Annotated in this window: 20 protein-coding genes and 1 pseudogene; 2 read left to right on the top strand and 19 right to left on the bottom strand. The window is 55.0% G+C overall.

Annotation, left to right across the window (positions count from 1 at the left end):
• Positions 1-274: 274 nt before the first annotated feature.
• From HHUB_RS15420 to HHUB_RS15405, 3 genes are all read right to left on the bottom strand, one after another.
• The gene (locus HHUB_RS15420; RefSeq protein ID WP_059059082.1) at positions 275-655 is read right to left on the bottom strand and encodes a hypothetical protein; all 381 of its coding nucleotides are present in this window, start codon (positions 653-655) and stop codon (positions 275-277) included.
• A 14-nt stretch (positions 656-669) separates the two neighbouring features.
• Complete coding sequence (locus HHUB_RS16910) at positions 670-1,665, bottom strand: hypothetical protein (RefSeq protein ID WP_157534033.1); 996 nt, start codon at positions 1,663-1,665, stop codon at positions 670-672.
• Positions 1,666-2,174: 509 nt separating this feature from the next.
• A complete protein-coding gene (locus HHUB_RS15405; protein WP_059059076.1) occupies positions 2,175-2,711 on the bottom strand; it encodes a hypothetical protein in 537 nt (178 codons plus the stop codon).
• A 297-nt stretch (positions 2,712-3,008) separates the two neighbouring features.
• On the opposite strand from HHUB_RS15405, the gene HHUB_RS15400 reads away from it, so the two are divergent.
• The gene (locus HHUB_RS15400) at positions 3,009-4,742 is read left to right on the top strand and encodes a transposase (RefSeq protein WP_059059074.1); all 1,734 of its coding nucleotides are present in this window, start codon (positions 3,009-3,011) and stop codon (positions 4,740-4,742) included.
• A gap of 388 nt (positions 4,743-5,130) precedes the next feature.
• On the opposite strand, the gene HHUB_RS15395 is transcribed toward HHUB_RS15400, so the two are convergent.
• The 8 genes from HHUB_RS15395 to HHUB_RS15370 all read right to left on the bottom strand — a co-directional run bounded on the left by HHUB_RS15395 (position 5,131) and on the right by HHUB_RS15370 (position 12,896).
• Positions 5,131-6,807, bottom strand: coding sequence for a transposase (locus HHUB_RS15395; RefSeq protein WP_059059073.1), 1,677 nt, complete (start codon positions 6,805-6,807; stop codon positions 5,131-5,133).
• Positions 6,808-6,854: 47 nt separating this feature from the next.
• Positions 6,855-7,691: an oxidoreductase gene (locus HHUB_RS16355; RefSeq protein ID WP_197570667.1), complete on the bottom strand. Its 837-nt coding sequence runs from the start codon at positions 7,689-7,691 to the stop codon at positions 6,855-6,857.
• Positions 7,692-7,746: 55 nt separating this feature from the next.
• Positions 7,747-8,406, bottom strand: a complete 660-nt coding sequence (locus HHUB_RS16350; RefSeq protein ID WP_082687312.1) for a helix-turn-helix domain-containing protein — start codon at positions 8,404-8,406, stop codon at positions 7,747-7,749.
• Between the two features lie 182 nt (positions 8,407-8,588).
• A complete protein-coding gene (locus HHUB_RS15390) occupies positions 8,589-9,095 on the bottom strand; it encodes a hypothetical protein (protein ID WP_059059071.1) in 507 nt (168 codons plus the stop codon).
• Positions 9,092-9,460, bottom strand: coding sequence for a UPF0175 family protein (locus HHUB_RS15385; RefSeq protein ID WP_059059069.1), 369 nt, complete (start codon positions 9,458-9,460; stop codon positions 9,092-9,094). Before HHUB_RS15385 ends, HHUB_RS15390 begins: the two co-directional genes overlap by 4 nt.
• Before the next feature lie 286 nt (positions 9,461-9,746).
• Positions 9,747-11,423 carry a transposase gene (locus tag HHUB_RS15380; RefSeq protein WP_059059067.1) on the bottom strand — a complete coding sequence of 559 codons (1,677 nt, stop codon included), beginning with the start codon at positions 11,421-11,423 and terminating at the stop codon, positions 9,747-9,749.
• A gap of 114 nt (positions 11,424-11,537) precedes the next feature.
• Complete coding sequence (locus HHUB_RS15375; RefSeq protein WP_059059065.1) at positions 11,538-12,515, bottom strand: aldo/keto reductase; 978 nt, start codon at positions 12,513-12,515, stop codon at positions 11,538-11,540.
• Positions 12,516-12,896: a cupin domain-containing protein gene (locus tag HHUB_RS15370; RefSeq protein WP_059059063.1), complete on the bottom strand. Its 381-nt coding sequence runs from the start codon at positions 12,894-12,896 to the stop codon at positions 12,516-12,518.
• Between HHUB_RS15370 and HHUB_RS15365 the strand changes: the two genes are divergently transcribed.
• Complete coding sequence (locus tag HHUB_RS15365; protein WP_337589479.1) at positions 12,849-13,628, top strand: aldo/keto reductase; 780 nt, start codon at positions 12,849-12,851, stop codon at positions 13,626-13,628. The two genes, HHUB_RS15370 and HHUB_RS15365, sit on opposite strands and share 48 nt — an antisense overlap.
• A 286-nt stretch (positions 13,629-13,914) precedes the next feature.
• Here HHUB_RS15365 and HHUB_RS17460 read toward each other — a convergent pair whose 3' ends face one another.
• The 8 genes and pseudogenes from HHUB_RS17460 to HHUB_RS15330 all read right to left on the bottom strand — a co-directional run bounded on the left by HHUB_RS17460 (position 13,915) and on the right by HHUB_RS15330 (position 20,788).
• Entirely contained in the window at positions 13,915-14,448 is a 534-nt protein-coding gene (locus HHUB_RS17460; protein ID WP_238324120.1) for a DapH/DapD/GlmU-related protein, read from the bottom strand.
• A 12-nt stretch (positions 14,449-14,460) separates the two neighbouring features.
• Positions 14,461-14,835, bottom strand: a pseudogene (locus tag HHUB_RS17455) (DUF2255 family protein); the annotation flags it as partial.
• 122 nt (positions 14,836-14,957) lie between these two features.
• Positions 14,958-16,001, bottom strand: a complete 1,044-nt coding sequence (locus tag HHUB_RS15355; RefSeq protein WP_059059058.1) for a zinc-dependent alcohol dehydrogenase family protein — start codon at positions 15,999-16,001, stop codon at positions 14,958-14,960.
• A 156-nt stretch (positions 16,002-16,157) separates the two neighbouring features.
• Positions 16,158-16,922: an SDR family NAD(P)-dependent oxidoreductase gene (locus HHUB_RS15350; protein WP_059059056.1), complete on the bottom strand. Its 765-nt coding sequence runs from the start codon at positions 16,920-16,922 to the stop codon at positions 16,158-16,160.
• A 345-nt stretch (positions 16,923-17,267) separates the two neighbouring features.
• Complete coding sequence (locus HHUB_RS15345) at positions 17,268-17,942, bottom strand: helix-turn-helix domain-containing protein (protein ID WP_059059054.1); 675 nt, start codon at positions 17,940-17,942, stop codon at positions 17,268-17,270.
• Positions 17,943-18,079: 137 nt separating this feature from the next.
• Positions 18,080-18,844, bottom strand: a complete 765-nt coding sequence (locus HHUB_RS15340) for an SDR family oxidoreductase (protein WP_059059052.1) — start codon at positions 18,842-18,844, stop codon at positions 18,080-18,082.
• A 611-nt stretch (positions 18,845-19,455) separates the two neighbouring features.
• A complete protein-coding gene (locus tag HHUB_RS15335) occupies positions 19,456-19,857 on the bottom strand; it encodes a hypothetical protein (RefSeq protein WP_059059108.1) in 402 nt (133 codons plus the stop codon).
• Positions 19,850-20,788, bottom strand: coding sequence for a ParA family protein (locus tag HHUB_RS15330; RefSeq protein ID WP_082687311.1), 939 nt, complete (start codon positions 20,786-20,788; stop codon positions 19,850-19,852). The genes HHUB_RS15335 and HHUB_RS15330 overlap by 8 nt, the downstream gene beginning before the upstream one ends.
• Positions 20,789-20,911: the final 123 nt, after the last annotated feature.

Below are 20,911 nucleotides of genomic sequence, written 5' to 3'. Positions count from 1 at the left end.
ACGCTTATTTGCCTAAAGTTCCGAATTCTGGCGGTAGTAGTGTTAATAGCCAAGAAACCGAATTTATAAACTATATATCGCTATATCAAAACTGAGCCGGCGGTCTCACAGATTCGGCGTTTGGATTCCTACAAACCACCAACCAGACGATATATGGCACGTCCTGCAAATCAAAATTGTACTGCCGCTCACGACAGATGAGTGCGAAATGAGGCTACTCGAGTTCTTGAACAGCGTTCACAACTTCAGTGTCGTCCGGCATTGTCTTCAGGTATCACCGCATTCGAACGTAGTATTCGGCGGCGGCTATCACCCCGATAACAGCGAGGAAGAACGGCCAGACACCGAAATAGAATGCTGTGAAGTCTTCCATCGAACCTCCCGGTAGTCTGTCTGCAAAGCAGTACCCAGAGAGCAGAATTGTCAGTAGGGGAGCGGTGACTAGATGGTACTCGAAGTAGAGATAGATCGGGATAGCCCCAAGGAGGAACGGGCCAATGATCCAGTACGACCACGCCCCAATCTGGGTGGCAATGGTAGTTTGGGGGCCAGGACCACTTCCACCTAAAATGGAGATGAGCCACCAGTTGAGAAGTACAGTATTCAACACTCCTCCGGCAACTGCGAAGGTAAGACGGCTGTTCAGGGAGGGCATTATTTTACAAATTACTAGCTATCGGCATAAATGTATCCGATTTTGCCATCATGAGTGTCCCAGTTCGGGTCGTTGTTTCCGACGTCGACGACTTCAGTACTGACGGGCGTGCTATAACCAGACCACCAGTCAACAACGTTCCCACGAGACAGCGCGAACTTCCATTCGTCAATAGTGATTCCCTGATTGTGATTACAGGGGTCCTTGTGCGCCTGTCCGACGGCGTGGGCATTCTGGAGCCCGATATCGTACAGTCGCATGTGGAACTGGGTGGACGGACATGCCCCAACTGAATTCATCACATGAGCGTTCTGGCTCTTCACATTTCCACTATCGTTGATATAGCGGTTCGTCTTCGGGAGGGGTAGTTGCTGAATCCACTTCCCACCATGGACTCCATTCTTCATGTCGTTCGCCACTACCTCAGAACTACACCAGTCAAAGACGACGTTGATTGGTGCCTTCCGAGACTGCATATTTTCCGCTTTCTCTGCGGTCTTGTAGTGATACAGCGGGACATCATTCTCCCAGTCAGGCTGCTCTGCCGAGGCAACCGAAATCTGTGACGCGGGGTCGGCTTTCCGAAGAATTTTGCGTTCTGCTGCTGCGTGTTCAGCAGTCGTTCCAATGACTTGGGTAGTGCGCTTCTGGAACCGTCTCTGTTCACCGTCGCGAATTTCCTCAGGGAGCGTTCTCGCATAGTACTGGTCTGGTTCGTAGACGAGGACTGGAATCCCATACCGTTCCTCGAGATCCGTACTCTTGAACCGCGTCTGAACTTCGAACGTCTCGTCATCGATGCGTTCCCAGACCGCAGTCAGAACGCCCTCCGCATTGATAGGTTGGTTCTGTTCGTTGTCGACAGTTGCGGTACCTGGAGCCGGTGGTTCACCGCCAGCGGATGCCGTAGTGGTTTGGGTTGCGAGTCCGAGTGCGGTTAATGCGCTTGCGGTGTGTTTGAGGAACGTCCGGCGGTTCCGTCCGTTATCTTGCTGGTTGTCTTCTGGCATGCAAAAATAATTATTTCCCACATATTAGTTTATCTTCTTATAGTTGAGATCTAATGAGAACAAGCAAAGAGTTTATGTGGAATTCTGTTTAAATAAAATCGGTTCGGCATCTTTTTCACTGAAACAGCTGTAGGTAGGATTGTGAACTGAACAGTGCTTGGGGGTGTTATCCGTTGACCTCAACGCCTGTATACAGTAGCCAAAGGGCTACCGGCCCGATTACGGGAGCGACGATAGCCAGCAGGAACATTCCGCCAGTCCACACGTACGGGTGATTGCTATGCCGGGTCGCTTCGCGGTAGATACCGACTGTCGGAACCGCTACGAGGAGAATACCAGCCGTGAGTAACAGCAGCAACATCTCGGCTTGTGCTTCGCCGAGAAGCAATCCACTCTGGAGTAGTGTAGACCGCACACTGTAGGTCACTCCACTCAACATGTATGGGTCTTAGGGTGGCCGAGAAGCGCGTTCAGCACATTCGCTGTACTTAGCGTTCAGGAATTCGTCTTCACTCACTACTACCCTCAGCTTGATCGTCCGCAATGGGCTCAAGTGATTCTTCCATGCGCTCAAGTTTGGCTTCACGGAGTGCTTCCTCTGACGGCTCGTTCTGCACAAGCGATGCGCCCTTCGGCAGCTCAACATCCTCACCCTCCAAGGGGCCTGAATCCGCGACCATCTTGCGGATTTCCATATCTCGATTGAGCTTCCCGATCAGCTGCTCGAACGACGTATCACGCTCGTGACGCAGCCGACGCAATTCTCGAACCTTCCGCTCGAACTCCGTCTGTTCTGCCCAATCATAGATCCGCCGTCCAAGCACCGTGAGCTCGTACCGCTTTTCGGTTCCATGTTTAGTCGGCCTATGACTCACAGTGAAAATATCGCGCTCAACGCCCTCGGATAACCGTGAGGACACTGTTGAGGAACTCACTGCAACCGCGTCGACGAGTGTGTTAAACGTCGCTGTTCCTGTCCCGATCTCCGTGACGAGTTCCGGTGCGCCCTTCTGCCGGAGAAAACCCTCTAGGTCGTCTAATCCCATCGTATCCACGCATTCGCCACCACGCACTATAAATCCAACCAATAGATAACTCACACCGATATTTGGACTATACCGTATTTCAGCCACAACCAATTCTTCAACTACAGCACGCACACCCCTTCATACATCCGCACTCACAAGTTCCAGACAGACAGCCGACGCTAATGACTGGCCCTAATCCTACTCTAATCTATACCGATTTTTGCCAGTCCAGCGGAACCACACTACGTTTGAACCACTCCACAATCCGGCTAGCGTCACGCCACCAGTGCAGTAGGGCGGCTCGGAGGCGGGATAATGACGAGTGATCCGGCGGCGGTCGCTGAGTCAATCGTCGTTCACGCGGAGACGCTCTGTGAGCGTGAAGACCACCTCTGGGATGTCATTCGCCAGCTTTCGATTCCAGTTAACGATCTCGAGGACGCCCGTGACCAGAACAAGGCCGATTTCGAGACCGACGAAATGTTTCGCACCCTCCTATTCAAAGGCATTCGCGGGATCTCACAGAACGAATTAGCGCAACGACTCGGACGCGAGCCAAGTCTTGTCAAGAGCTTCCACTTCGATATTACTGACCTCGAGAAGACGCCGACCCAACAGCAACTCTCGTACACGCACGGGAAATTCAGCGAGGACACCCAAGAAGTCCTCAACCGGACTGTGGCTGGCGTCCGGCAAGTCGCGCTCGATAACGACGTTCTCACAGAAGCTCTCGTGCCGTCCGTCCCAACTGAAACCGAGGAAGAGGAGTCACAGAGTACGAGCGAGTACAAGAAGGAGAAGGCCCAGAAGACGCTGACGCTCGCTCGCAAACACGTTATCCCCGAGTTCGACACGCACCGAGCGGCCCACAAGACGTACTCCGACGAGGTAATCCTGGATATGTTCGCGAGTATCTGCGCGAACAACGGGAGTGCTCATTCGGAAGCCGAGTACGGCTGGCTCACCGACGACGACCTCACCTGCGACGATTCAACGTTCCTGCGGGCAATCAAGAAAATCGCGACACCCGAAGACTCGGACGACCAGCTCACGTTCGCGGAGTTCGAGGATGATGATTCGATGCCCGAGATCGACCGGATTCGGGACGCGATTATGACGGCGTTCAACGCCGCCACCGAGAACATCATCAACTCGATTCGTGGCGACGATCCCTTCGACTCACGGGAGACCGTTGCAGCCATCGATATCACGCACGAGCAGTTCCACGTCTGGCCGTGGGAGGACAAGGAAGCAGGTGTCGCGAAGCCGGACTATCCGAAGATGGTGAGTGGCTACAAGAAGGACGGCGAGTACAAACGCGGCTACAAGTACGCCACCATCACCTTAGTAGGGGATCACGCACCAATCGTCCTCGGCATCGAGCCGGTCAAAGAGGATTCTGCGTGGGAGCCCGACGGTTCGCCGTCGTACTCGAAAGCTGACCTGGTGAGTCGATTACTCGACCGAGCAGAGCAGTTCGTCGACCTGGACATGGTGATGTTCGACCGAGGATTCTACGCCAATCGCGTGTACGCCAACGTTGACGAGCGTGGGCTCACGTATCTCTCCCCAGTACCGACGTACGAAGATGACTTGGCGGCGATTCAGGATATCCAAAAGCATCCGACGGCGGACAAGGCCGTCAAACACGATGTGCCGTTGGGGATCGACGGCGACGTCCATCACAAGGCGGAGTTCCTCTACACGCCGAGTACGAGCGATGATGCTGACGGGAAGTACGCGGTGTTCGTGACCAACAAGGACCACATCGAGCCGGAGGAGATTGCGAGCGTGGTGAACGGGTACAGTCGGCGGTGGGACATCGAGAACCAGTACAAGTCGATCAAGGACTTCCTGCCGAAAACATCGTCGACGGACTACCGACTTCGGTTGTGTAACTTCGCGCTGTCGACGTTGATCTATAATCTGTGGCGGCTGACGGACTATCTGATCAAGGTCGCACTCGATGAGCCGATTCGGTCGCCGCCAGTGATTACGGCGAAGACGTTCGTGCGGGCGTTAGGCGACTTCCTACGGGAGTTCGGGTAACGCTTTTCTCACTCCGGGTCTACTGATTCGGTAGCGGCTGCGCTGTTCATTTTCGCGTGTTTTCGTGGTGTCTGTCAGTAGTTCAATCAATAGTCAGTCGGTAAGTCGATCCTGTTCTGTGTTCGCGCCGATTGTGGACTCACCAGCTCCCAGAATTTCCAGTTTCATTTGTAGCCTTAAAAGGACGCGAAGAATGTGCAAGTTGAGACTACACCGGGTTTAGCGGGCCTGTGATGCGTTGTTTCGGCAGAATCGACAAGCGGAATCTGCTTCAGATCGCTTTCTGAACGGCCGTTCTTGTTTCTCAGGCAACTAATCCAGGAGATTCCCGAGACTCCGGATAGTGTAGCCACTCAGACGACGCGCTACCACGGAGAGAGTACCCTCACTATCCGATTCCCGTTTCCTTCTTCACCAGCGTCAGCGTGTTGTCGGCTGTCACAATTGGCGAGTGGTCGTATTCATCAGTCAATTCGACCTGTACAAGCAGGTCCACCGCTCGCCAGATCGAGTACAGGAGACACGCGAACGCGAAGTAGAAGAACCGGAGTCCGAAATGCTTCGACGTTGTGGCGGCCATGAACCGCTTGATCGATTTGTAGCCGCTTTCGATTTCCCACCGGTAGCCGTACTCAGTGAGAAGGCCACTGCCTCGGTTCGTCATGAACACCGAGTACTGTCTGTGATCGTCGTGTTCGGAATTCTCTTTCCGGCGGTAGATCAACGTCGTCAAGTGCCACTCGTTGTTGCCGAGATGTAGCTTCCGGTCGGTCTCATACCTGTCCTTCCCCCGTTTGAGTAGTCGCTTAGCCTGGGCTTTCTCGCTGGTCTGCATCCGCTTGGGGACTACGTAAGAGAGGCTGCGCTGACTCAGCATCTCCAGGATGTGCTGGCTATCGAACTCCCGATCCATCAGCACATTATCGACGTGAACAACTGCCTCAGCCGAGTCCAAGAGGTCCTCGACGATTTCCTTGCGCGTGTCCCCTTTCCGAACTGGGCGCGCATCTAATACGATTGGAACAGCGTTCCCGACCAGCTGGATGGTGGCCCACTGGTAGGCGTATTGGTCGGTCTTCTCTTTGGTTCCGATGATTTCGTCTTCGTGCCCGGCTCGATCTCCGGTGAAGGGGTCAGATTCAGTAATGTCGATGGCAACGATGCCGGCCCGGAAGAACTCCTCAGTCTCTGCTACCTTGTCCAGCAGTCGGCCAACGGCTTGCCGGTACATCTCTCGAATCTGTTCGATTGAGAGGCCGCGTACATGCTCGCGATGAGCATGACCGAGCGGCGTCCGGTCTCGAGAGGATTCATGGATGAAGCTCCGAGCGCCCTCGTTGACGGCGAGATTCTCACGGAGGCCCAGATAGGTCTGGAGGCCCCAGTAGGCGTTTTCGTGGATCTCACACCCCTCACCACGGTCCAGTGAGAACGCGGGGAGGGCGACGCGACTCACCTGCTCAGTGACTGTCTCTGCTTGCTCTAATACTGTCTGGTTATCGGGGTCTGATTCCTCATTCTCGTCACCGCGACTGCGGCTCTGTCGTTCTGGCTCTCGTGGAACAGCGACACCCGCGTTCTGCGCTTTGGTGAGGGTTGTTCGAGCCGCGGTCTTGACGGTGTCTTGGAGATCAGTAGTGAAGCGATGGTGCCAGCTGCGCCACAGTGTCGACTGGTTCGGCACCGACTCCAAGCCTATCTGTTCGCAGAAATCAGGGTGTTGGGTGAGGTACTCGATGAGGTCAGTTTCGTGGTCCCAGCCGTAGCATTCTTTCAGCAGGAACAGCCGAAACAGTATCTCCATCTCATAGGTCGTCGGACCTGCGTATCGGTCGTGGGCATCGAACCGGATGTATGCGAGTGGCAATGAGTGAACGAACGGTTCGACTGCCTTGTGTTCGTCCTGTTTGAACCATGTTTCTGCAACGACACGAATATCCGATTCCAGTGCATAGAGAGACGTGCGATCGTACAGCGGAGTAGAATCATATACCAGCCAATTAACGTATGACTGTGATGCAATCTCTCTAAATACCCTACGTCGGGACTTACAAGACAATGCCATTCTACAAAGCTGAAGGAATATTCACAGGATTTTATACCAGATATCGTTCAGAACTGGTAGTCGATAATCCGATCGTAGAGGCGATCTCCACCAAACCTACGGAGGGGGATCATTAGCTTTGCGTCAATACCCACCGTATAGCGATTCTTCGGGCTATTTGAACGGACTGCATCTGTGATAGTGTTAGCGACAGCTTCCGGCTCACTACTGAAGTCCACGTCTTGAGTTGCCTCAATATATGACTCGGCCAACTCGGCGTATGGCCCATCCGCACTATATTCTCGTAGGTTTTCAACCGCAATCTCCCCCCATTCTGTATCAATAGCGCCGGGTTCAATTATGACTACGTCGATACCATGTGGATCAAGTTCGTAGCGTAAGCAGTCGCTGAAGCCTTCTACCGCATGTTTCGAGGCATGGTACCACGCACCTAGTGGTGCCCAAACCTTCCCGCCACTACTACTGATATTAATGATTTTGCCGTATCCTCGCTCGCGCATACCGGGGATGACAAGCTGGGTGAGGCGAGCCTGGCCGAATAGATTGACTTCAAGTTGATATCGTGCGTCTTCGAGAGGGGTCTCTTCAACACTCCCATAGAGCCCAAACCCAGCATTATTGACGATAATGTCGATTCGGCCAAACTCGTCCTGAACAGTTTCAACAAGAGAGACGATATCCCCGTCATCAGTGATATCCGTGGGTGCGACGAGTGCATCACCACCGTTTGATTTGATGCGATCTGCGACAGTCTCTAATCGCTCTTCACGGCGGGCTGCAAGAACGACTGAGGCACCCTCTTCAGCTAACTCCACTGCTGTTGCTTCGCCGATCCCCGAAGATGCGCCAGTAATAATCGCAACTTGGTCAGTCAGTGATGGCATCACTTCCTAATAGAGACGTAAAGAGAGAGAATTTTATGCTTATATACAAGGGTACTTAAGATATGGTTGGTCCGAGAGTCTGACTGATGAGTTGATTTTCTGCCCGCCTCAGAAGATCAGATGCGGATGCAGCAGATATTCCGAGTTCCTCAGCGAGTTCCTGTGTCGTCATCTGCCGTGGGGAGTCGTAGTACCCGTGAGCGAAGGCAAGGGACATCGCTCGGTACTGTTTATCGGTGAGCCCGAATGTATCACGCTCTCCTGGGTTCTCGGGATCGACGGCGATCCTCAACAACTCAAATGGGATACCAAGAACATCGCACCGGTCTCGAAGTGTCTGTAGTGCTTCATAGTCTGAGAACACTTTCTCTTTTCGAAATCCGTCGCTGGTAATGGTCCCATCCATCATTACACCCTCGTGTTTTTCAAATTCATATGACGCATCAAGACCAGAGTTGAAGATAGCAATTACTTTGTAGAACCAATCGTCTGCTGCCTCCCCGATCTGAACAACATCAGTTATCTCAGGTTGCGTGCGTAATTCTTGCTCGAAGACCGTGCGAGACTGGGAGTCAACACTGACGATGAACAGTAGTTCGTCATCTGATCGTAAACTCAGCTTCGAGACCGAAATTCTACCACTGGGGATTTCATTTGCGACTCCAACCAGCGGAAATGAATGCCCTCCGAGAAGGATTTCTGCGACGATAGCCATATCGCCGGTTATACATGAGAATATAAAAGCATTCACGTAGATTTTGGTCTCTTAGAGCGCCCGGAAATCTGTTTGAGAGCACCTCACACAACGTTATGGTGAATTCTTTGGGAGGAAAAATATTCGGGATCGCTACTAGGATAGGCGATGGGGATTTCATTACACTTAGATATAAGCGTAGCTCACCAGTATTCCGAAATCGACCGGTATGGAACGTAGTACCCGATCTCATCGATCCACGTCGACAGCCACTCATCAGCGGTCGATTCGTTTATCTTTCCAGCATCGATAGCAGCAAAGAGCACACCGACCGAGCCGACAACGGTCACGCCCTGTTCTTTGGCAAACGACCGTGCATCCCCGTCGTCGGTCAGCAGTCGGCCGTCCTGTGCGTCTGCAAAGGCGAACGCCTGTGCCTCACCTGGATCAAGATGTCCACTGACGACCGCCTCTCTGTTTGCGACAGTTTTCGAGATCGTCGCGATTGGAATTTCCTCCTCAAGTGTATCGAGTGCCGACTGAAGATATGGGTGATCGTCGACACCATCTTCGAGTTCCTCGCGAACGACCGGTACCGTACAGATCCCGGAGAGCCCTGCAACCACGCACAGCTGGTCGATATACGCAAAATTCGAAAGGACAGTCGTGTCAAGTACGCTCGGGTTCGCTGGAATATCGTCACCTGTCATTTCGCATGTGACTCCTCGTCGTCCGGGTCGTCATCATCGAATTCGAGTTCGCTCGCTGCCTCGACCTCGTAGGCTGCGTCGTCTTCGTCAACGAGTCCGAGGCGGAGCTCAACGCCGTGCTCACGGAGGATATCCCGCATCGTCCAGCGGTCGACATCAGCAAGTCTCGCAGCATCACCGAGTGTGATCCGCTCGCGTTCGTAGAGGGCGACCGCAGCCGCAATGCGCTCATTTTCGTGGTCTTCGAAGTACTCGCGCACGAACTCTCGCAGCGCATCGCTCTTACCGCCAAACACACCTGCCTCGACTGCTCCCTCGATGAGGAGGTCCAAGTCGTCTGGATAGGAGCCGGTGATTTGTGCCATTGCTCTACCCGGAACTACGCCTTCATACTATTTATGAACTCCGCTGTGATGACCGTATGCATTGAGACCGCCGGTCGCAACTTCTGTGAGCCGATGGAAGTTGAGACTACAGTGGGTTTAGCGGGGCTGTAATGTGTGGTTTCGGGCGAATTTTCGAGACGAAGCTGCTTCGGATCTACTCTCGATAGTCTTCTCGTGTCGTACTACCAACTAGACCAGTGAATTTTCAAGATCCCCGACAGTGTTGCCACTCAGGAATCCGTATTGCCGCGGACAGAGTATCTCTCTATCCGATTCCGGTTTCCTTCTTCAGCAGCGTGAGCGTATTGTCGGCCGTCACAATGGGTGAGTGTTTGTACTCACCCGTCAACTCGACTTGGACGAGCAAATCGACCGCTCGCCAAATCGAGTACAAAAGACACGCGAATGCGAAGTAGAAGAATCGGAGCCCGAAATTCTTCGACGTCGTCGCCGCCATGAACCGCTTTATCGACCTGTATCCGCTCTCGGTCTCCCACCGAAACCCGTACTCTGTGAGGTGACCGCTCCCGCAATTCGTCATGAACACCGAGTACTGCCGGTGGTCGTCGTGCTCGGAGTCTTCTTTCCGACGGTAGATCAGCGTCGTCTCGTGCCATTCGTTCTTGCCGAGGTGAAGCTTCCGATCGGTCTCGTAGCGGTCTTGATCACATCGAAGCAATCGCTTGACCTGGGCTTTCTCGCTGGTCTGCATCCGCTTGGGAACGACGTAGGAGAGCCCGCGCTGGCTGATCATCTCCAAGACGTGCTGGCTATCGAACTCCCGGTCCATCAGGACGTTATCGACATGGACGAGGTCCTCAGCCGAATCGAGCAAGTCCTCAACGATTTCCAGTCGTGTCTCCCCCTTTCGGACAGGGCGCGCGTCCAGCACGATCGGGACGGCATTCCCGACCAACTGCACCGTCGCCCACTGATAGGCATACTCGTTGGTGTTCTCCTTTGTCCCGATGATCTCGTCCTCGTAGCCCGTTCTATCGCCTGTGAAGGGGGCAGCTTCGGTAATGTCGATCGCGACGATCCCCGCTCGACAGAATTGCTCTGTTTCGCCAGCTTCGTTCAGGAGCTGAGTGATGGCCTGCCGGTACATCTCTCGAACCTCTTCAATCGAGAGGTCGCGGATGTGCTCCCGATGGGCGTGTCCCAGCGGTGTCCGATCCCGAGTCGATTCATAGACGAAACTGCGAGCTCCTTCGTTGGCAGCTAGCCGATCGCGAAGTCCGAGAAACGTCTGCAACCCCCAGTAGGCGTTCTCGTGGATCTCACAGCCCTCGCCACGGTTCAGCGAGAATGCCGGGAAGACGACGCGGCTGACGTGATCACTGATCTTCGCTGCGTCTTCCAAAACAGTCTGGTCGTCCGGATCGGTTTCAACAGCCTCGCCGTCATGGTACTGGAGCTTCTGTTTCGGGTCGCGGGGAACCGCAACACCGGCATTCTGTGCGTTAATGAGGATCGTCTGCGCCGTTCTCTTGACTGTTTCACGGAGGTCGGCACTGAAGCGCTTGTTCCAGCTGCGCCACAGCGTCGACTGGTCGGGGACTGTCTGGAAGTCCAATCGCTGACGGAGGTCAGGATGATTCTCGAGGTGCGTGACGAGAGCGGTTTCGTGCGCCCAGCCCTGAAGGGCTTTGATCAGGAACGCCCGGAACAACTGCTCCATCTCATACCGTGTATGGCCAGTGTAGCAGTCATGAGCGTCGAACTCGACATAAGCAAGCGGCCAGTGGCAGACGAATTCCTCAATGGACTCGTGAGCATCGTGGTCGAACCACACGCTTGTGAGGGTTCGAACATCTTCGGCGAGCGCGCCTGTCGAACTACAGTCGTACAGTGGGGTATCCGTATAGGCGGGCCAGTCGTAGAAGGAGGTCTGAGCGATACGCCGGAAGACAGCGCGACGCGAGGAGGGTGTGCTTACCATCTGAGCAGCGATATTCGATCTGTAATGAGCGCTTGTTTTGGGAACCCATTCGGAAAACTGCTGTAGAACGGACAAATCGTCTTGATGTCGTTCGATCCCAATTTGTGGTGGCCGTTACTCGTGCGTGGTAACTTCGACCGGTTCGTAAGGGTCTTCGAGGTACTCGATATCCGAGTCCGACAGGTCGATATCGAGCGCCTCGACCGCTTGTTCGAGGTGCTCAACGCTTGTCGTTCCGACGATCGGTGCATCCACCCAGTCCTTGTGGAAGTGCCACGCCAGGGCGATCTGCGCCATCGTCACGCCTTTCTCCTCGGCGAGTTCTTCCACTCGCTCGTTGATCTCGATGCCACCACCTTCTCGGTAGGGATGGTCGTAGAGCGGGTCGTGGGTCTCGCCGCGTGTGGTCGCGTCCATCTCCTCGTGAGGACGCGTGAAGTAACCGTGGGCGAGCGGCGACCACGGGATAACCCCGATGCCCTCCTTCTCGCAGAGGGGCAACATCTCGCGCTCTTCCTCCCGATAGGCCAGCGCGTAGTGGTTCTGCATCGCCTGAAACCGCTCGAGCGCGAGACGGTCACTGGTGTGCAGCGCTTCCTGGAACTGGTGAGTCCACATAGACGAGGCACCAATGTATCGGACCTGATTGCGGCGGACCGCGTCGTCAAGGGCTCGTAGCGTCTCCTCGATCGGCGTGTCGTAGTCCCACCGATGGATTTGATATAGATCGACGGTATCCATCCCTAACCTGTCAAGTGAGTGTTGGAGTTCTTGCTCGATGGTCTTCCGAGACAGTCCCGCCGCGTTCCGGTGGTCCGTCGCGCCCGGGAACCGCACTTTGGTCGCGACGACCTGCTCGTCCCGGTCGTAGTCCGAAAGGACGTTCCCCAAGATCTGTTCGCTCGTGCCGCTGGAGTAGACGTTGGCGGTGTCGAAGAAGTTGATACCGAGGTCGATCGCTCGCTCGATGATCTCGCGGCCCCCTTCTTCTCCGAGGATCCAATCCTCTTGCGCGTTCGATCCGAAGCTCATGCAACCGAGACAGATCTTCGAGACCTCCATCCCGGTGGATCCAAGGGTCGTGTACTCCATTTAGGGCACCTCCTGAATCTCTAATTCGCCCTCGTCGGGTTCGGCGAGGAAATAGACGTGGCTGAACTCGCTGTCGGCATCCTCGCTCGTCCCGTGCCAGTGTTCCTCCCCGGGTTCGAAGATAACCAGATCGCCTTCCGACACTTCACATTCTTCCTCGCGGTTGCCGACCATCCCGATACCTCCAGTAACGTACAGAATCTGCACGCCGGCGTGGGCGTGAAACTTGGTGCGCTCGCCCGGGCGGAAGGTCACTTCCGCGGCGCTGACGGTCGTCCCGTCGAAGGCACTCTCGAGGCCGTCCGTAATCAGCGGCGAGCCGACCTGCACTGGGTGGTCCGATTCTTCCCTGTCCGCGGACGGAACGTTGGAAACGTCCATGGTTCAGATCTAATTGAGGACAGTCAGTTGCTTGAGTCCGATGCTATCTTGAAAGTTCATTTAAATATTTTCACTGTGTTCCGAAGCACGGCGCAAATGTATGGGAATGAAGACGCGGTTGGAGCTGCCGTCGAGAAAGCAGACATCGCCCGCGACGAGGTATTCGTGGTGACGAAAACTCTCAGTCGAAATCTCGCGTACGACGACCTCCATGACTCTTTTGAGGACAGTTTGGATCGACTCAAAATGGAGTCTGTCGATCTGTTACTGATTCACGAACCGAGTCGGAGCGTCCCAGTCGAGGAGTCGATCAGGGCGATGAATGAGTTACAAGAAGCGGGGCGCGTCCGACATATTGGTGTGAGCAATTTCTCCATTCGGCAACTGCGCGAAGCCGAAGCAGCATCAGATACGCCCATAGTCACGAACCAGGTCGAGTATCACCCATTCACAGACCAATCGCAACTCTTGGAACACTGCGTGGATAATAACATAATGCTGACCGCGTACAGTCCGTTGGCCGTCGGGAGAAGGCTCGAAAACGAGACCCTGGTTCGAATCGGCGAACGGTACGGGAAGTCCCCGGCACAAGTCGCGCGTCGCTGGCTGATACAGCAGGAGAACGTGTCTGCCATACCGAAAGCCTCGAAGCGGCAGCACCAAGAGGAGAATATTGACATCTTCGACTTCGAGCTAACTACCACTGAAATGGACGCGATCTTCGACCTTTAATGTGAGAGCGTCTTGCTGCCGAGTAGGTTGAGAGACTAAGATCTACCATCTTCACTGGTGTTGCCGATTCGATCTGATCAGCGAGTGCTTCGAGTTGGGACAGGGTGGAGCGCGCTCCGACCTCTCGGACCTCGATATCTTGAGTTCGGTGCGGCCGCAAAAAAGGCGAACGAGACAGCGACGAGGACGGGTCGTGTCATAGGGTTCCCCTCATTGGTTTTGGTTCAGCGATGCAGATGCGCAGCAGTCAGGGACCGATCCCGCGTAGCGACTATCAGAATTTCCGTTACAGTTTCCGAACTACTTCTGCCGGCACTCCCGCGACGACGGTGTTGGCAGGCACGTCTTTCGTTACTACGGCACCGGCGGCTACTACCGAATTTTCACCGATCGTTACGTCGGGCAATATCGTCGCCCCGGCACCAATCCACGCATTGCGTTCGACAACGACCTCCCTTGGCACCAACGTCTTTCGACGATCCGGTTCCACCGGGTGACTTTCGGATGTAATACTCACGTTCGCACTGATCAGGACCTCGTCTTCGATGGTGATACCTCCCAAGTCCAGAAACGAGCAGGCGTGATTGATAAAGACGTTACGCCCTAGGCTGGTGTGTTTTCCAACGTTGATGTGAAACGGTGGAAAAATCGTGGTGCTCTCGTCGACTTCTTCCCGAATAATCTTCCCCAGGTAGTGCCGTATTTCGTCGACGTCTGTCGCCGCATTCAGCTTCCTCGTCAGGCCTATCGTTCTCTCTACTTCCTCGAAGACCTTCGGATACTCCGGGTCGTCTAGTGGGACCGGCTCACCGGCTTTCATCCGATCGAAGATATCTCTCGGGCGGACCCGGACCGTCGCGGACCGGGCACGCTCGCTGATCATCGAGTCGAGGTACGGGCTGCCTTCGTACTTCGTGCGGTAGGCGTCGTCGATGCGGTCGTTCAGTTCCTCGTCCTCTACCGACTCAAACGAGACGTCCTTCGTCGTCCCGGCCGCCTCGATCCGCCCAGCGTTTTCCCGAACGGCAGCCTGGTACCAGCTCGAATCCTGGCCGTTATAGGCGCGCACGTAGAGATCGCCCTCTACAGCGACACTCCAGATCCACGTTGGTGTGCCGTAGGTTTCGCCGTCCTCACGGAACGGTGCAATGTGCAGGTCATCAGACTCCACGATCTCGGTCAGTTCGTCTTCTGGCCATTGGTTCATTGTTGACATCTGCTCGAAATTGATGGAAGCATACTCGGGTTCGGTCCTAGTTGTAGTGGCGTTAGATCAGCTATCTGACTCCCGGTCGTTCATAATCTGTGAGTTAGAGAGGATGTGGCACTTTATTCGTCGAGATTCACCATAACCTTGATCGCCTCTCGCTCGTCCATCGCCTCGTATCCCTCCGGGATGCCATCGAGATCAACGGTCTTCGTGAAGATGGGTGACGGATCCAGAGTGCCCTGAAGAACATCCTCCATGAGTTCCTCGGCGTACGCTCGGGTAGGAGCGGGGCCACCGGTGAACGAGGCGTTGCTGAAGAACAGTGGTTCGAGGAACGCCGGGTCTTCGACGTGGGGCACGCCGACGTAGCCGATGCTCCCTCCAGGGCGGGCGACGGTCGCGGCAGTCTCCAGCGAGGATTCCGCACCGACGCATTCGAGGACGTGATTCGCACCGCCGTACGTGAGCTCTTCGATCTCCTCGATGGCTTCTTCGCCGCGGCTGGAGACGGTCTCTGTCGCGCCAAACTCTTTGGCGAGTTCGAGACGGTCCTCGTGGTGGCCGACTGCGATGACGCGCTCCGCGCCGAGCCGTTTCGAGGCGAGGACAGCACAGAGCCCGACTGCACCATCACCGATGACGACGGCCGTGTCGCCGGCCTCAACGTCCGCGCAGACGGCGGCGTGATGCCCCGTCCCCATCACGTCCGTCAGTGGAAGAAGTGCTTCGAGCGTGTCCTCATCGTCTGCGTACCGGTCTGGAACGCGAACGAGCGTACCGTTCGCCTGTGGGACACGGAGTTTCTCTGCCTGTGCGCCACCAACTCCCGGGCCGTCCCAGAAACCGCCGTTCGGACACGCAGTGTGGAGTCCTTTGCGACAGAACTCGCATTCGCCGCAACTGATAGCGAACCCAGCGAACACGCGGTCGCCTGGTTCAACATACCGGACATCTTTGCCGACCTCCTCAACGATCCCCATCGGTTCGTGGCCGACAGGCGCGCCTTCTTCGTAGTCCTCTTGGCCACGGTAGAACCAGAGATCCGACCCACAGATCGCAGTGTGCGTAACTCGGATGACTGCGTCTGTCGGTTCCTCTATTTCGGGGGTGGGATGTTCTTCAATACGGACATCGCTTGGACCTCGGTAGGTTGCTGCCTTCATACTTTGAATCTAGTCTCAATTCAGGGCTCGTATCGCATAGATTCGATGCTATCTCGAAAGGGTGTTTAAATGCCTGCACGGATCGAGGCCAAGCTTTCTCGGCGAAAACGTTTGAGGAATCGCCACCAATGTGGATCGCACGATCTGCGGGTATCGTTAGAGCTGTTGATCGGTTGGTCGGATGAGCATCTCATTGATACTGATGTGCTGAGGCCGGGTCACGGCGTACGCAATCGCATCTGCGATGTCCTCGCTCTGGAGCGGTGTGATCGAGTCGAGAAAGCCATCTTCAATCTGTTCTTTAATTTCTTCGTCAGGGACGTGTTCTTGGAGCTCGGTTTCAACCGCGCCGGGTTCGATGATTGTCGTTCGAATTCCCTCGGTAGTGACTTCCTGCCGGAGAGACTCAGAGAATGCGTTGACACCGAACTTCGTCGCGCTGTAGCCAGAGTTATTCGCGTTCGCGTCCCGACCGGCTGTCGAAGAGACGTTAACGATGTGGCCAGCGCCCTGCTCCTGCATCACTGGGAGTGCGGCGTGGGTGAGGTTCATCAGTCCCAGCAGATTGACTTCGACCATCTGGCGGAAGTTTTCACGATCGGCTCGTTCGACGGGTTCGAGCAACATCACCCCGGCGTTGTTCACGAGGACATCGATTGAGTCGAACTCCTCAAGAGTCGTTTCGACAAGTGCGTCGATGTCGTCTTCTTCAGTAATATCGGTCGGAACGGGGAGTGAATCACCGCCTGCCGATTCGATTTGATCGGCGAGTGCTTCGAGTTCATTCTTGCGGCGGGCGGCAAGAACGACGCTCGCCCCCCGTGAAGCGAGGGCCGTGGCCGTGGCCTCTCCAATCCCGGACGACGCGCCAGTCACAATCGCCACCTGTCCATCAAGTTTGGAATCGAAATCTGCTGACATCAACTGAAAGGAAGGTAGAGAACGAGTTAGATTCGGTGCTATACAGAAAGGGTATTTAAACGTGTTCTGAATTCGATGGGTGATGTGTCGATTTCTAACCATGCCAGCGATTGGAAGGAGGAGACAGCAATCAGGCAGTGGTCTCGTTCACGAGCTCAAAGGTGATGGGAAACTCACTGTTCATGCTCTCGATAGATTCGATCCCGGATTCGATGCTGCCGATCCTCTCGTCTGACCCTCCGTGAATCGACGCTAACGACGGAACTCGTGAGGTGTTCCAGAAGGGATTCCGGCACATTATGATTAGTAGAGGGATATCCCTCGAAGCGCTGGAGTTAGTAGCTCCTACTGCGAAAGCATCTCCAGACGGGGAGAGGGGCCAAGTGTCGCGGTAATGAGTTGGCGCTCAGCGCGGCCGAGAAGGTCTGACAACGAGGGTTGAGAGATCCCCAGCTCGTCTGCGAGTTCTCTCGCCGACGTCTGGCGTGGCTGTTCGTAGTAGCCACGAGACATAGCGAGTGACAGTGCCTCGTACTGTCGCTCCGTCAATCCGTACGGTGCCGATTCTTCGGACGTTGAGGAATCCTGTGTAATAGAGCCGATCTCGACCGAGATGCCGTGTTCCTCACAACTCGTCCTGAACGTGTTAAACGCGGGATAGTCTTTGAACACTTTCTGTTCGTACCAGCCCTCGGGGGTGATCTGTATTGCATCAACAAGCCCCGCATCGGGGGTATTCTTGAACGCTTCCGCGATGAGCTCTCTAAGCACGACTGATAGCTTGTACACCTCCTTTCCCCTCGCGGTTCCGAGATTGGTCGCTTCGATTACGTCATCGAGTTCCAAGAGCGTCTCCTCAGAGAGGGGTTCAGCGGCATTAATCTCAACAACTAACTGTTGGAGGCCCTGTTCCAGCCCGATCACGTGCGGGCATTGTACTCCGTCAGTCTGTTCCAATTCGGCAACGCTGACGAGCGGCAACAGCGGTGAACGGAGGTGAATTTCAGCAGTAATCGTCATTATCAAGGGAGTACGTGCTGGCCAGGCTTATCTGTTATTTTTCTGAGGCGCTTTTTCATTCAGTAGTCTCGTGTGCCGCTATGACACTCGCTCTGTCGAAGGCGTTCATCTCCCCATTATCGACCTCTGTTCGGGGTTTAGGGCTGGACCTGATCGAGTGGACGGATCAGGACCTCGTTGATGTCCACGTGGTCTGGTTGCGTGGCGACGAATGTGATCGTCCGAGCGATATCTTTGGGACGGAGTGGACGCATCGACGCACCATACTCTTCGATTTCCTGCTTGAGTTCTTCGTCGGGGATGTCCTCCATGAGTTCCGTGGCAACTGACCCGGGTTCGATTGTCGCCACTCTGATACCCTCCGCCGCAACATCCAGACGGAGTGCATCGCCAAACATCTTCACACCGGCTTTCGCCGCATTGTAGTGCGACGAGTTTGCCATCAGGAACCGGCCGGCGACCGAGGAGATATTGACGATGTGTCCGCTCTCTTGTTCTAGCATCGTCGGAATGACGGCGTGCGTGAGGGTGATGAGCCCCCGGAGATTGACGTCGATAGTGGTTTGGAGGGTTTCACGGTCTGCATCCGCGATATGTGTCAGTGGCATATACCCCGCGTTGTTCACGAGGATGTCGATGCGACCGTATTTGTCGGTGGTCGACTCGACAAGATTGTCGATGTCCTCGTCATCTGTGACGTCAGTAGGAACGACGAGTGCATCACCGTCTTCGTCTTCTATCTTGGATGCGAGTTCTTCGAGTTGATCTTCGCGCCGCGCAGCAAGGACGACGCTCGCACCCCGCGATGCGAGAGATTGAGCCGTTGCTTCGCCGATGCCCGACGATGCCCCGGTAACAATTGCGACCTGTCCCTCAAGTTCAGCACCGAAATCGGTTGTCATCATCCGAAAGGAGGACAGATAGAGGATTAGGTCTGATGCTATTCAGATAGTGCGTTTAACTATTGCACTAAGATTCGATATCCTAGTTATCGGCTTGGTTGTACTCCTCGTCAATGACGTGCTCCAGCCAGGTCGCAGCTTCTCCATCCTGTACCGCTTGGATGGCAATGTGGGTCATCGCATTGTCGGGCGTCGTGCCGTGCCAGTGTGTCTCGCCTGATAGAAAACAGACGACGCCCTCAGGTCAAATTTGCTTGGTTGTCCTTCCCTCGCGTTAGACGAAACCACAGCCTTTCGTCACGATCAGCCGTTTTCCAAGCAGGTGGTAGGCCACGCGGTGTGAGCGTCTGGTTCAAGCGTGACACCCGCAGCCACGGCGCGAACATCATCTTGGGAGTCACAGGGGGTCGATCCATGCACTGGATCAATCGCAACCACCCACATCATGCTGGTAGTGTTGCTGAAGACGCGAGCGTATGCATTGAGAATGCCAGTCTCAACTACTGTGAGCCGACGGTCTCAACTGAGTCCACCGAATAGAGGCGGAATCAGACTATTCTGAGGTTGCTATTGGGGTATTGTAGAATAGTTTTCTATTTTGGAATAGTACGCTATTCAGTCGATTCTGAAGAAGCAGACTCGCGGGCTTGTTCGAACCGTTCGGCCACTTCATCTACGAGATCTTCCTCCACAACGGTTCGGAGAAGGGCATCAGTCATTTCTCGAACGACGATGTTCTGGTAGCCCTGCTGGTTGAGCTCGCGTTCCAGTTCATACTTCAGCCAGGAATCGAAGTCCTCGATCGTAGCCTCCCGGGCGTAGAAAGGCCGCTGTTTAGCGGCCTCATAGCTGAACGCTGAATCGGTCATCGGGTTTCGTCGTTCGACGGGTTCCTGAGAGGGCGTCTCCTCGTCGCCTCCCGATTCAGACGCGTCATCCGTATCCTGGGGTTCGTCGTCCGGTTCATCTTCGAGTGTCTCCCCGAGGTCGGCAAACGGATCGTCGTCAGACATGGCGGACCACCTCACCTGCCTCGACGATGTGCGCCAACTCGTCGAAACACTGCAACTGGTCACAGTCAGGGTCGTAGTCCAGCAGGGGTTTGCGCTCGCCATAGGCCTTCGTGATGCTGGTTCGGTCCCGGATGCCCGGAGAGGGTTTGAGATCGCCGGCGTCGACAGCCTCCCAGTCCGTGATTCTCGCGAAATTCGGGATGCGGTCCTGAAGGTTATCGTGCGAGTTGAGACGTTCGAGGAGCTGTCGATCTTGAGTCTGCTGGTCGATACGGCCGCTCAACATGTTCGGAACCAGTGACAGAACGTCGACGTCCATATGCTGCCGAAGCGGTGAGATCTGTCGCTCGATGGTTCGCTCCAAGCCGGCCATCGCCTCGTTCCCCGGGGCGAGCGGAAGCACCAAGTTCGCCGTCGCGACGAGCGCGTTGTCCGTGAGTCGGGATCGGTACGCCGGCGAATCTGTGACGATATAATCGTACGTGTCCCCAAGGAGTGGGTCGACGACTTCCCGTTTGAGCAGCGCAGAGGGTTGGAATACGTCGCCGACGACGATCTCCCGCTCGACCTGTTCTAAGTCCTCGCTGGACGGGAGGATATCGAACTCATAGCTGGTATCGTAGACAACTGAAGTCGGGTTAGCATCGTTGAAGAAGACGTCGCCGATGGTTTCCTCGGTGTTGTGGTACTGGTCGTCAAACCCCAGCCCCACGGACGCGTGGCCGTTCGGGTCAAGATCGATGAGGAGGACATCGTGTTCGTGTGCGGCCAGTTGTCGGGCGAGGTTGACCGCAATCGTCGATTTGCCGACGCCTCCCTTCAGCATACACACCGAAACAGCCCGAGAGTTCCCATCGGTCTGTACCGAATCATATGGGCTATTTGGGCTATTCGTTCTATCTATGCTATTCTTACTATCTGAGCCACTCATACTATTCAGCAGTATCAACCCCTCTAAACTTAACTCTGTGGTGAATAGTCCGAATAGTATTCTATTCCAAAGCTACACGCTATTCCAGAATAGTTTACTACTCTAGAATAGTTAGGATAGAAT

This window comes from Halobacterium hubeiense, assembly GCF_001488575.1.
In the GTDB taxonomy this organism is placed as follows: domain Archaea; phylum Halobacteriota; class Halobacteria; order Halobacteriales; family Halobacteriaceae; genus Halobacterium; species Halobacterium hubeiense.
Note: the sequence above shows the minus strand (reverse complement) of the source record. Positions and strands in the feature narration are given on the sequence as shown.